Source organism: Brevundimonas sp. LPMIX5 (assembly GCF_003576505.1).
Classification (GTDB): Bacteria; Pseudomonadota; Alphaproteobacteria; order Caulobacterales; family Caulobacteraceae; genus Brevundimonas; species Brevundimonas naejangsanensis.
On record NZ_QWTZ01000018.1, the window covers coordinates 1 to 11924 of the forward strand.

The following is an 11924-nucleotide window of genomic DNA, read 5'->3' on the forward strand; positions in this document are numbered from 1 at the left end:
ACCGTTCGTATAACCTCCTTGGTTATACCAATCTAAGGCAATAGAAACCCCGTAAGCTCAATGGCTTGCGGGGTTTTTCTTTCTGGCTTTCGACTCCATTTCTACCGACGCTCACGGCTGATCTTTTGACGAGTTGTCGAATGGCTCAGGATCCCCCCCCAAAAAAAAAGCGCGTCGCGGGCCGCACATCCATCGGCGCCGTTCGCGCTCTATTAATTTGGATATGCAATAAGTCCTATTGAACTATGGCGGCTAATAAAAAATTCCCGCCGTGATTATGTTCTCATGCAGCCCATCAATGTGAAGGGATTGCGTGACCTTGAGAATTCGACCCCGACCAGATCGCATTTTGCCGATTGCTTTCGCTGTCGGGGTCATTGCGTCGTCGCCGGCTTCCGCTCAATCGACGAACCTCTCCGAGCCTTTAACGATCGAGGCGCAAGGTAGCTTCACCGTCGGCGGGCGCGTGGCGCGGACGCCTGGTGTCTACGAGAACAACGCGCCGACCGCCGCCGGACAGAGTTTTCACGGCGATCATCTTTACGCCTTCTACCAGATTCCTGAGTCTCCAAGGGCGCTGCCGATTGTCATGCTGCACGGCGCCTTTCAGTCGGCGCGAAGTTGGGAAACCACGCCTGACGGCCGCGAAGGCTTCCAGACGCTGTTCCTGCGTCGCGGCTTCCCGGTTTATCTGGTCGACCAGCCCCGGCGCGGCCGCGCAGGCGCCAGCACCGTCGCAGCGACGATTGAACCGACGCCCAACGACCAGTTGTTCTTTGATCAATTCCGTATCGGCCGGTGGCCGAAACTTTCGGCGCTCACAACCTTTTCTTCTGACCGCAAAAGTATCGTTTGGCATCCGACGGAAGCAGCGAATCCTGCGATCGCTAATCTAATTCTCAAGAGCCATTCTGATGGATGCCTCTGCGCTGCGTGTCTCAAGATGTGAGAGCAATCACCCTCGCGTTGGTGGCGAAGAGACAGCGTCGCAATCAAACTGAGCTCGACCTTGGCCTTACGAACAGGCCTGCGCCCGGTTTTATTGGATTTGGCACCCTGGTGAGCTTTCGCCGCAGTATTGGTCTAGCCGGCTTGATCGCCTTGACGGTCATTCTCGTGCTCGGCCTACAAGCAGCCCGGGCGCCTGCGGCGGTTCTGGCGGGGCCTCTGCTCGCCGGCTTGGTGTTCGCGCTCGGCGGATTGGCATGGCGGCCGGGGCCCAGCCTGTTGCTTCTCAGTCAGGCCGTTATCGGTTGCGCGATCGGAAGCGTGATGGCCCCGGCGCTGGCGGATGCAGCCCTTTGGAGCCGGGGCGGCGCGATCATGGTCGCCGGTCTCGCTCCATTGCTCTTGGGCATGCTCATGAGCGGCTTCGCGGCGCGGATGACCCGCATGTCGAGCGCGACGGCGGTATGGGGGCTGACGCCCGGCGGCGCATCAGCGATGATCGGATTGGCTGCGGCGGCAGGCGCCGATATCCAGAAGGTCGCCCTTTTTCAATATTTGCGTCTGCTCCTGGCGGCGCTGACGGCGCTGGCAGTCGCCCAAGCCCTGGTCGGACCTACCCCCGCTTCGACGCCCAAGGACTGGACCCCGGCTCTCGAGTTGTGCGGCGTAGTGATCATGGCCATTGCTGTGGGGATCAGCGCCTGGAGCGCGCAGGTTCTAAGGCGTCCGTCGCTCGCCATCCTCTTGCCGATCGGCTTTTCAGGCGTGCTCACAGCCCTCCAGGCGCCGTCTCTTCAGACGCCCCCGACCTTGGCGGCGGCGGCCTATGCCGTGGTCGGTTGGCGGATCGGTCTGAGCTTCACGCGTGCGACCGTGCTTGAGAACGCGCGGGCGCTGCCGATGATGACGAGCCTGGTTCTGGCGCTGGTCGCAGGGTGCGCCCTCATCGGTCTGGGCCTAGGTTGGGCTTTCGATATGGATCCGCTGACGGCCCATCTGGCGACCAACCCTGGCGGCGTCGATACAGTGATGATCATCGCCTTCGGAGGAGAGGGTGATGTCCCCTTTGTTCTGGCCGCCCATCTGCTGCGCTTTCTGGCCATCCTTCTGCTGGCGCGCTCGGTCGCGCAATGGATCGAGGCGCGCGGAGCCGTTCGAGCCTCAGCGCGGCGAGCTCCCAAGGCGTGAGAGATCGGGATGAGCGCGCCATCGCTTCTCCGATCAAGGGGCGCGATAACGGTTCGCAGAAATTGCGCGAGATATGAGAACGATGCCGACACCTCATGATGCGGCCGCGGCGCGGTTGAGGGCCGCCTATGCAGGTTCGCCGACGGCGCCGCTGCGGGACGCATTGGAGCCCACTGACATCGAGGGGGCTTATGCGGTCCAATCGATCAATACGCGGCTATGGCGTTCGGAGGGCCGAACTGTCGTGGGACGCAAGATCGGGCTGACCGCCGAGGCTGTTCAGAAGCAACTCGGCGTGGATCGGCCGGATTTCGGCGTCCTGTTTGCGGACATGCAGCTCGAGAATGGCGGCGCCCTGGACTGGGCGCGGGTTATCCAGCCGAAAGCCGAAGCCGAAGTCGCGCTGATCATGGCGCGCGACCTCGACCGGGTCGACGCCTCGCCTGAAGATGTCGCGGAGGCCGTCGGCGGCGTCGTCGCAGCGATCGAGATCGTCGACAGCCGCATCGCGGACTGGAAAATCACCTTCGCTGATACGGTGGCGGATAACGGGTCTTCCGCCTTTTTTGTTCTGGGACGGCAAGTCAGGCCTCTGGACGGATTGGATCTCGCCGCCGCCGCTATGACGCTGGAACTTGACGGTCGGACTGCTTCCGAGGGTGTCGGGGCGGCCTGCCTGGGGCATCCGTTGAACGCCGCCGCCTGGCTTGCGCGGACGCTTGCCGAACGCGGCGAGCCGCTGCGCGCCGGCGACCTCGTCCTGACCGGCGCGCTGGGACCGATGGTCGCCCTTACCCCGGGGGGGCATGTCAGGGCGACGATTGAGGGGCTGGGATCCGTAGAATTTCGGGTGGGAGAAACGGGATGAGCCGCACCAAGGTCGCCATCATAGGGTCGGGCAATATCGGCACAGACCTGATGATCAAGATACTGCGCCTATCGAAGGTTCTGGAGATGGGCGCCCTGGTGGGCATTGATCCGGAATCCGACGGCCTGAAGCGCGCCGAACGTCTGGGCGTGCCGACGACCTCGGGCGGGGTCGACGGGCTCATCGCCATGCCGGCCTTCGACGAGATCGAGATCGTCTTTGACGCGACGTCGGCCGGCGCCCACGCCGAGCACGACCGCAAGCTGAGGGCGCTGGGCAAGATCGTGATTGATCTGACGCCGGCGGCCATCGGCCCCTACACCATCCCGCCGGTCAATCTGGACGCCAATCTGGGCGCGCAGAATGTGAACATGGTCACTTGCGGCGGCCAGGCGACGATCCCGATCGTCGCGGCGGTCAATCGGGTCAGCCCCGTGCGCTATGCCGAAATCGTGGCGTCGATCGCGTCCAAGTCGGCGGGGCCGGGCACACGCGCAAACATCGACGAGTTCACGGAGACGACTTCTCGCGCCATCGAGGCGGTGGGAGGCGCGGGACGAGGCAAGGCTATCATCGTTCTGAACCCGGCCGAGCCGCCTCTGATCATGCGCGACACCGTCTATTGCCTGTGCGACGCCGCTGACGTTGAGCAGGTTCGTGCTTCGGTCGAGGCCATGGTCGCCGAGGTCCAGACCTATGTGCCGGGCTATCGTTTGAAGCAGGCGGTGCAGTTCGAGGCCATCGGCGACAATGATCCGCTCTACATCCCGGATCTGGACGCGCATTTTGCCGGTCTGAAGGTGACCGTCTTCCTCGAGGTGGAGGGCGCGGCGCACTACCTGCCGGCCTACGCCGGGAATCTGGACATCATGACATCGGCCGCCCTGAAGACCGCCGAGCGCATCGTGTTGGCGCGCGCCGAGAGGGAGGCTGCGTAAAGATGACAATCGCTCCTGAGAACAAGCTCTATATCCAGGACGTCACCCTGCGCGACGGCATGCACGCCATCCGGCACCGCTACGGACTGGATCATGTCAGGGCGATCGCCCGGGCCTTGGACGAGGCCAAGGTCGACGCGATCGAGATCGCCCATGGCGATGGCCTGTCGGGCTCCTCCTTCAACTACGGTTTTGGCGCGCACACGGATTGGGATTGGATCGAAGCCGTCGCGGAGGTGGTCCGTCATGCGCGACTGACGACCTTGCTTCTTCCTGGGATCGGCACGGTCCATGACCTGAGGCGGGCCTATGATCTCGGCGTCCGCTCCGTCCGCATCGCCACCCATTGCACCGAAGCGGATGTGTCGAAGCAGCATATCGAATACGCCCGCAACCTCGGCATGGATGTCGCAGGTTTTCTGATGATGAGTCACATGAGCGCGCCGGAGCCGCTGGCGGCCCAGGCCGGGCTGATGGAAGCCTACGGCGCCCATTGCGTCTACGTCACGGATTCAGGCGGCGCGATGACCATGGACGACGTGGCCGCTCGCCTTCAAGCCTATGATCGGGTGCTGAAGCCCGAGACGGAACGCGGCATCCATGCCCATCACAATCTGTCGCTCGGCATCGCAAACTCGATCGCGGCGGTGCAGAACGGCGCCGTGCGCGTGGACGCCTCCTTGACCGGCATGGGGGCGGGGGCGGGGAATGCGCCGCTCGAGGTCTTCATCGCCGCCGCCGATCTCTACGGATGGGATCACGGCGCGGATCTGTTCAAACTGATGGACGCGGCGGAGGACCTGGTACGGCCGCTCCAGGATCGTCCCGTTCGCGTGGATCGGGAGACGCTGAGCCTCGGCTACGCGGGGGTCTATTCCAGCTTCCTGCGCCACGCTGAAAAGGCGGCCGCGGACCATGGTCTGGACGTCCGGCGGATTCTGCTGGAGCTGGGGCGCAGGCGGATGGTGGGCGGTCAGGAAGACATGATCGTGGACGTCGCCTTGGATCTGGCGAACGGCCGCGATGTCGCGGCGCCGGTCTAGAGTTCAAGAGTGGAGGGAATAAGAATGCGCCGTTGGATCACCGGTCTTGTGGGAACCGCCTTCTGGCTGGGCGCAGCGTCGTCCAGCGCGCTGGCGCAAGCGATGGAGCCCCCGGGCGCGTCGGCCGATCCGGCCGCCGCATGCTCCGCCTTGGCGCGGCTGGATCTGACCCGAACCGCAGATGCGCCCGCCACCATCCTGTCCGCTAAGATCGACGAGGCGGCGAACGGCGGAAAGCCCTTCTGCAAGGTCAACGGCGTGATCATGCCGCAGATTCAGTTCGAAGTGCGGCTGCCCCTCGGCGAGGCTTGGAACGGGCGCTATTTCCAGACCGGCTGCGGCGGCTTCTGCGGCGCTGTGCCGGTTGAGAACTTCGCCGACGCCCAGCGTATGGGCTTCGCGGTCGCGGCCCAGGACATGGGTCATGTCGGCTCCGTGCTCAGCGATCCGCTTTGGGGAGAGAGCCTGGAGATGCGCCGCGACTACGGGCGTCGCTCTTCTGAGGTCGTCGCCGTGACGGCGAAGAAGGTGGTGGAGGCATTTTACGGGCGAGCGCCGGACTACAGCTATTTCCGGGGGTGCTCCACGGGTGGTCGTGAAGCCCTGAGCATCGCCCAGTACCTGCCCGAAGCGTTCGATGGCGTCATCGCCGGCGACCCGGCCTTTCCGGCTCGCCAGGGAGGCATCGCCAACCTGTGGGACACGCGCCAGTTGCTGCGGCGAGATGGATCGGAGGTCCTTCCCGCCCCGGCGTTGACGCTGCTGCATAAGGCGGTGATGGATAAATGCGACATGCTGGACGGGGCGGCGGACGGCATCCTGACGGATCCGCGGATGTGCGATTTCGACGTGCGGACTCTGGTCTGCGCCGACGGGGAGCGGGCGGCCTGTCTGGACGCCGAACAGGTTCTGGCGGTTCAGCGACTCTATGACGGACCGCGTAACAGCGACGGACGGCGCCTCGCCCCTAGCGGACGAATGTTCGGCAGCGAATTGTCCTGGGAAACCAAGGCGCGTGCAGGTCTGGCTGAAGGTTACGTCCGCTTCCTGGCGTTCGATCAGAATCCCGAGCCCGACTACACGATCTGGGATTTCGACTTCGATCAGGATGTCGAACGACTTGAGACGTGGGCCGCCGTCTATGACTCCGTCGCGCCCTATAAAGCGCCCGATCTGACGGCGTTCGAAGCGCGCGGCGGCAAGCTGATCATCTATCACGGCTTCGCTGATGCGACGGTCTCGCCGATCAACATGATCGATTTCTACGCCCAGGTCCGGCAACGCCAGGGCGGCGACGCCGTGGGAAACTGGGCGAGATTGTTCATGGTCCCCGGCATGTTCCACTGTCGCGGCGGCGATGCGCCCAATCAGTTCGACATGCTGGGGCCGATTATGGCCTGGGTCGAGCGCGATCAGGCGCCCGATCGCATCGTGGCGACGCAGATCGCTGATGGTCAGGTCAAGCGCACGCTGCCGCTCACGCCTTATCCGGAACTGCCGCGCTACACGGGGCAGGGGGATGTGAACGACGCCGCCAACTGGGCTGGGACGACCACGCCAGCCGCAAAGGCGGACGAGCGAGTCGATTGGAACTGGGCGCCGCGCGACTGACGTTGCGGTTTCGGCGTCCAAAAGCCGGGGCTCAGGCCCCGGCTTTTTTTGATTCTGGAGGTAGACTTCAGGCGAAGGCGGTCCGGGCGGGCGCGAGCCTCAGGCCGGGGCGTCCTGCTGAAGCCCTTCGAGCGGCTCATTTTCCTGACGTGCGGCGTAGCGTTGGGCCATGACGGCGCAGACCAGCAGCTGGATCTGATGGAAGATCATCAGGGGCAGGAGAATCGCGCCCGCCTGGGCGGCCGGAAAGATGGCCCCGGCGATCGGCACGCCAGAGGCCAGGCTTTTCTTGGAGCCGCAGAACACCAGAGCGGCTTCGTCGGCGCGGCAGAGCCCGGCGCGCCGGGCGATCCAGGTTGTCAGGCCCATGATGAAGGCCAGGAGGGCGCAGCAAAGAACGATCAGGATGCCCAGGTCGAGCGCTGACACCTGAGACCAGAGACCTTCGACGACCGAGGCGCTGAAAGCCCCGTAGACGACGAGCAGAATGGAGCCACGATCGACCTGCGTGGTGAGGGCCTTGTGCTTACGAATCCAGGCGCCGACCCATGGCTGAAGCAACTGACCGGCGACGAAGGGGGCCAGGAGCTGCAGCATAATCTTCCAGATTGCGTCGATCGAGACGCCGGCTTTTCCCCCGGCGGACATCAGCACGGCGACCAGCAACGGGGTCAGGAACACGCCCAGAATGTTGGACAGCGAGGCGGCGCAGACCGCCGCCGGCACATTGCCCCCGGCCATGGAGGTGAAGGCGATCGAGGATTGTACGGTCGAGGGCAACAGCGTGAGAAACAGCAGTCCGCCCGCCAAGGCGCTTCCGAGCAGGACCGCCGCCAGCGGCTGAAGCGCGAGCCCGGCCAGCGGAAAGATGACGAATGTCGCCGCCAGTACGATCAGATGAAGCCGCCAGTGCAGGAGGCCGGCCACAACGGCTTCACGCGACAGCTTGGCTCCATGCAGGAAGAAGAGAAGGGCGATGGCCGCCGTGGTCACAAGGCCCAGACCCTCGGCGAATGCGCCCCGCGCCGGCAGAAGGGAGGCGAGGACGACTGTGCCCATCAGCGCAAGGCTGTAACGGTCGATGTAGGAAAGAACGCGACGCATCGCTCACCTCCAATTGCGTATTTTCTGTAATATTGTCATACAAAGATAATAGCAACACGACGGGGTGGGACATGTTCACGACGCGGCCGGATATCTACGGCGTATTCGGAATGGCGTCGTCGACGCACTGGATTGCGTCCCAGACCGCAATGGCCATGCTCGAGCGCGGCGGAAACGCCTTCGACGGCGCCGTGGCGGCGGCGTTCGCTCTTTTGGTGGTCGAGCCGCACCTATGCGGCCCGGCAGGCGAGGTTCCAATCCTGTTCCGCCCGGCGGGCGAGGACGAGCCCCAGGTGCTCTGCGGCCAGGGTGTTGCTCCGCGCGCGGCGACGATTGAAGCCTTCGCCCGCCTGGGCCTGGACATGGTGCCCGGTTCAGGATTGATCGCGGCGGTGACCCCGGGCGCGTTCGACGCCTGGATGAAGCTGCTTCGTGATTACGGAACGCTTGAACCGACGACCGTCCTCGAACCGGCCATGGGATACGCGCTTCAAGGTTTCCCCATGAGCGCGGGCGCCGCCGCCGCGTTGGCGGACGTGGCCGATGCGCTGCGCACCCATTGGACTTCATCCTTGCCGGTTTGGCTGCCTGGAGGCCGGCCGCCCGAGGCGGGCGGCTGGTTCCGAAATCCGGTTCTGGCGGAAACATGGAGGCGACTCCTCGGCGCGCAAGGCTATGGAAGCCGGGAAACCCGCATCGATCGCATGCGCCGGGCCTGGAGCCAGGGTTTCGTGGCGGAAGCAATTGACCGTTTCGCCTCGGCCGCTCCGCTCATGGACGCCAGCGGACGTCCTCACAAGGGTCTGATCACCGGCCAGGACATGGCCGAATGGGAGGCGACCTATGAAACTCCGGTGTCGATCGATTACGCCGGGTGGCGCATCTACAAGACGGCGACCTGGGGGCAGGGACCGGTCCTTTTGCAGACTCTGTCCATTCTCAAGGCGTTCGATCTCGACAAGATCGACCTGGAGACGGCCGAGGGCGTCCATCTGATCCTTGAAGCGCTCAAGCTCGCCTTCGCCGACCGGGAGGCCTATTACGGGGATCCCAAATTCGTCGATGTTCCGCTCGAGACGCTGTTGTCCGACGCCTATGGACGGGAGCGGGCTGCGCTGGTCGCGCCGACGGCTTCGAGCGTCATCCGGCCCGGACTGATCCGGGGGTTTGAAGATCAGGCGCGTCGGGCCCTGGGGCAGGTGAGGGAGGCTTCCGATCTTAGCGGCGGCATCGGCGTCGGAGAGCCGACGATGATCCACCTCCAGCCCACGCGGCGACCGGGCGACACCGTGCATCTCGATGTGATCGACCGGTGGGGTAATGTGGTCAGCGCCACGCCGTCAGGCGGGTGGCCCCAGTCGTCTCCCATGGTGCCGGAGCTCGGCTTCGCCCTGAACACGCGGGCGCAAATGTTCTGGCTGGAAGACGGCCTGCCCGGCTCTTTGGCTCCAGGAAAGCGGCCGCGGACGACGCTGACGCCGACCTTGGCGCGCGGGCCGGACGGCCGGTGGCTGAGTTGCGGCACGCCCGGCGGCGACCAGCAGGATCAGTGGCAGGCGGCCCTGATCTTGAGGTATCTGCATGGCGGCAAGACCTTGCAGCAGGCGATCGACCAGCCGCTGTTCCATAGCCTGCATTTCCCGTCCTCCTTCTTCCCGCGCGAAGCGCTTCCCGGACTGGCCGTGGTGGAGGAAAGCTATGGATCCGAGCTCATCGCGGATCTGCGCCGTCGAGGCCACGAGGTGCAGACGACGGCGGCGTGGACGGCGGGGCGCCTGACGGCGGCGCTGCGGGAGCCCGACGGCGTGCTGCGGGGCGCCGCGACGCCCCGGCTGATGCAGGCTTACGCCGTCGGGCGCTGAGCGCAGACGTTCAGCCGCGTCGAAGAAAGACTGCGCCGTCCTCGACGACGATGGGGAAGGTGCGCAGCGCCTGTTTACAGGGAAGTGTCAGGGCCTTGCCGCTGCGGACGTCGAAACTTCCCCCGTGCAGCGGACAGAAGACGGTATGGCCTTCCAACCTGCCTTCCGAGAGCGAGGCGATGGCGTGGGTGCATTCGTCGTCCACCAGATGAAAGCTGCCTTCGCTGTTGCAGAGCAGAAGCGGGTCCATGCCCTCGAGTTCGATGAGCTGCATTTCGCCGGGCGAAAGATCGTCGACGGAACAAAGACGGGTAAGTGCGCTCACGCTGGAAATCCTTCCATAGTTTGTCATACAATCATATAAAATGTAGGAGGGATTGCAATGCATCTGGTGATGCTCGATGCGGGAGGCACCATCAGCGCCGTGGACCGGGGGCGCGGCTTCGATGGGGGTGCTCTCGGCGACGATATCCTGGCGCATTTGGCCGAGGCCGCGCCCTGGGCGACGATAGAGGCGTGCTCTGTCTATCGCGGCTTGAGCGAGGCCATGACCTTTGGCGACGCCATGAGCGTGGCGCAGGCGGTCCGTGGGGCCTGCCTTGACCCCGCCGTCGACGCCGTGCTCGTAGCCCATGGCACGGATGCGATGGAGGAGACCGCCTTTCTGTGCGACCTCATCGTTCCGGCCTCCAAGCCCGTAATTTTCACCGGTTCTCAGCGCGCGCCCTCGGAGCCGGGCTATGACGGCCTGCGAAATTTGGCGGACGCAGTGCTGACGGCGGCCAGGCGAGGCGCCGCGGCATCCGGCGTCCTGGTGGTGTTCGGCGGATGCGTCCTCTCGGCGACGCGGGCGCGCAAGGTTCACGCTCAAGCCTTGCAGGCCTTCGGTCCCGATGCGGCGGTGGTCGGCCGGTGTGGAGCGGCGTCGCCGCTCGCTGCGCGCCGGCCGAGGCCCGCGTTGCCGTTGTCCGACGCGCCGGCGGCTGCGGTCGAAATCGTCACTCTGGGGCTGGGGTCGGATGGTCGTCTGGTGACAGCGGCGGCGTCCCGTCTGGAAGGGATGGTCATCCAGGGCCTGGGCTGCGGCAATGCTTCGCCCGGCGTCATCCAGGCGGTGGAGAAGGCGGTCGAGGCGGGGCGATTGGTCGGGGTTGTTGCGGGCTGCTTCGAGGGCGAGGCCGCGCCCGTTTACGCTTCAGGGCGCCGGTTGTCGGACATCGGCGCGATTTTCATGAAGGATATGGACGCACGACGGGCGCGGATGTTGATCGCCTGCGCCCTGGGCGATCGCCGAACGACCTCCGAGGCCTCGGCCTTGATCCTCGACTGGCTGAAAGACCGCTAGGCTCGGGGCGCGAAACGCTCGGCGCGGATGGCGTGGGACGCCACGCCGGCGCCTCTGAGGAACTGCTGCGCCGCGATCACCATGGCGGGCGGCCCGCAGAGGTGTACGGCGCAGCCCGGTTCCAGGTCCTCTTGCCGGAGCAGATCCACCGCCGTGCCGGTCTCGGCGCCTGTCGCCGTTCCTCGCATTACGGCGATCCTCACCTCGAGGTCGGGCCGATCGGCTTCCAGGGCCCTCAGCTCTTCCAAATGGAAGAGGTCGAGCGGCGCGGTGCAGCCGAAGCAGAGCAGACGGCGGCCGGATCGTCCGCGCGCCGCGCGGATCATCGACAGGAGCGGAGAGAGGCCGGTGCCGCCGCCGATGAAGATTTGGCGTGGGCTGCGTTCATCGAGCGCAAAGCCGCCCAGGGGCGCCTGAAGGCGGACTTTTTGCCCGAGCTCGGCCTGGTTTTCGAGCCAGCCGGATACGGCGCCGCCGGCGACATGGCGGATTAATAGCTCCATCTCGGGCAGGGCGTCCGGCGTGCTGGCGATGGAATAGGGCCGAGCGACCCTCAGTCCCGGCGGTCGAAGACGGACGTACTGGCCCGGCGCGAACGCCAGATTCTCCGCGTTCTCCAGGTGCAGGACGAGTCGCGTGGTCGTGGGGTTGAGGCGGTCCAGGCCGATGACCTCCGCCTCATAGCGACCGGCCGCCGACGGCGTCGGATGAAGCGGATAATCCAGTTCGAAGACCGCGTCCGAAGCGAGACGCGTCTGGCAGCCGAGCCTTAGGCCTTCGGCCTGCTCTTCGGGCGACAACAGGGCTGTCGGATCGGCTTGGACTTCTCCCGACGTCGCCCGACAAAGGCAGGCTCCGCAGTCGCCGGACAGGCAATCATGCCGCATGGGCAGGTCCAGGCGGGCCGCCGCTTCGGCGAGGGCCTCTCCGGCATCTACAGGAACGGTGACGGCGGCTCCGTCCTGGAACTTCAGCTGTGCGTGAAACATGGCGCCTCTCTGCATCTTGCTACTTTGT

General features: G+C 65.2%; 11 protein-coding genes. 8 read left to right on the forward strand and 3 right to left on the reverse strand.

The window, feature by feature from the left end; genetic code table 11:
- Window positions 1–313 precede the first annotated feature (313 nt).
- From D1604_RS14485 to D1604_RS14510, 6 genes are all read left to right on the forward strand, one after another.
- Window positions 314–949, forward strand: coding sequence for a hypothetical protein (locus D1604_RS14485; RefSeq protein WP_199683802.1), 636 nt, complete (start codon window positions 314–316; stop codon window positions 947–949).
- A 110-nt stretch (window positions 950–1059) separates the two neighbouring features.
- Window positions 1060–2136 carry an AbrB family transcriptional regulator gene (locus D1604_RS14490; protein ID WP_158584947.1) on the forward strand — a complete coding sequence of 359 codons (1077 nt, stop codon included), beginning with the start codon at window positions 1060–1062 and terminating at the stop codon, window positions 2134–2136.
- 244 nt (window positions 2137–2380) lie between these two features.
- Window positions 2381–3004 carry a 2-keto-4-pentenoate hydratase gene (locus tag D1604_RS14495; RefSeq protein ID WP_199683811.1) on the forward strand — a complete coding sequence of 208 codons (624 nt, stop codon included), beginning with the start codon at window positions 2381–2383 and terminating at the stop codon, window positions 3002–3004.
- On the forward strand, window positions 3001–3942 hold the full coding sequence (locus D1604_RS14500; RefSeq protein WP_119413868.1) for an acetaldehyde dehydrogenase (acetylating): 942 nt from the start codon (window positions 3001–3003) through the stop codon (window positions 3940–3942). The genes D1604_RS14495 and D1604_RS14500 overlap by 4 nt, the downstream gene beginning before the upstream one ends.
- Window positions 3943–3944: 2 nt before the next feature.
- On the forward strand, window positions 3945–4985 hold the full coding sequence (gene dmpG, locus D1604_RS14505) for a 4-hydroxy-2-oxovalerate aldolase (protein ID WP_119413869.1): 1041 nt from the start codon (window positions 3945–3947) through the stop codon (window positions 4983–4985).
- Between the two features lie 24 nt (window positions 4986–5009).
- Window positions 5010–6596, forward strand: coding sequence for a tannase/feruloyl esterase family alpha/beta hydrolase (locus D1604_RS14510; RefSeq protein ID WP_199683820.1), 1587 nt, complete (start codon window positions 5010–5012; stop codon window positions 6594–6596).
- A gap of 99 nt (window positions 6597–6695) precedes the next feature.
- Here D1604_RS14510 and D1604_RS14515 read toward each other — a convergent pair whose 3' ends face one another.
- Window positions 6696–7700 (reverse strand): bile acid:sodium symporter family protein, encoded by a 1005-nt coding sequence (locus D1604_RS14515; RefSeq protein WP_119413870.1) that lies wholly within the window; start codon window positions 7698–7700, stop codon window positions 6696–6698.
- 71 nt (window positions 7701–7771) lie between these two features.
- Between D1604_RS14515 and D1604_RS14520 the strand changes: the two genes are divergently transcribed.
- The gene (locus tag D1604_RS14520; protein WP_119413871.1) at window positions 7772–9562 is read left to right on the forward strand and encodes a gamma-glutamyltransferase family protein; all 1791 of its coding nucleotides are present in this window, start codon (window positions 7772–7774) and stop codon (window positions 9560–9562) included.
- A gap of 10 nt (window positions 9563–9572) precedes the next feature.
- Here D1604_RS14520 and D1604_RS14525 read toward each other — a convergent pair whose 3' ends face one another.
- Entirely contained in the window at window positions 9573–9887 is a 315-nt protein-coding gene (locus D1604_RS14525) for a non-heme iron oxygenase ferredoxin subunit (protein ID WP_233552120.1), read from the reverse strand.
- 57 nt (window positions 9888–9944) lie between these two features.
- Here D1604_RS14525 and D1604_RS14530 point away from each other — a divergent pair, with 57 nt between their 5' ends.
- Window positions 9945–10907, forward strand: coding sequence for an asparaginase (locus tag D1604_RS14530; RefSeq protein ID WP_119413873.1), 963 nt, complete (start codon window positions 9945–9947; stop codon window positions 10905–10907).
- On the opposite strand, the gene D1604_RS14535 is transcribed toward D1604_RS14530, so the two are convergent.
- Window positions 10904–11896, reverse strand: coding sequence for an FAD-binding oxidoreductase (locus D1604_RS14535; RefSeq protein ID WP_158584948.1), 993 nt, complete (start codon window positions 11894–11896; stop codon window positions 10904–10906). The genes D1604_RS14530 and D1604_RS14535 overlap by 4 nt on opposite strands.
- Between the last annotated feature and the right edge of the window lie 28 nt (window positions 11897–11924).

Excerpts from the sequence above, each read along its gene's own strand:
- dmpG (WP_119413869.1), top strand. The coding sequence starts at position 3,945 with ATGACAATCGCTCCTGAGAACAAGCTCTATATCCAGGACGTCACCCTG.
- D1604_RS14510 (WP_199683820.1), top strand. The coding sequence starts at position 5,010 with ATGCGCCGTTGGATCACCGGTCTTGTGGGAACCGCCTTCTGGCTGGGC.
- D1604_RS14530 (WP_119413873.1), top strand. The coding sequence starts at position 9,945 with ATGCATCTGGTGATGCTCGATGCGGGAGGCACCATCAGCGCCGTGGAC.
- D1604_RS14500 (WP_119413868.1), top strand. The coding sequence starts at position 3,001 with ATGAGCCGCACCAAGGTCGCCATCATAGGGTCGGGCAATATCGGCACA.
- D1604_RS14520 (WP_119413871.1), top strand. The coding sequence starts at position 7,772 with ATGTTCACGACGCGGCCGGATATCTACGGCGTATTCGGAATGGCGTCG.
- D1604_RS14515 (WP_119413870.1), bottom strand. The coding sequence starts at position 7,700 with ATGCGTCGCGTTCTTTCCTACATCGACCGTTACAGCCTTGCGCTGATG.
- D1604_RS14535 (WP_158584948.1), bottom strand. The coding sequence starts at position 11,896 with ATGTTTCACGCACAGCTGAAGTTCCAGGACGGAGCCGCCGTCACCGTT.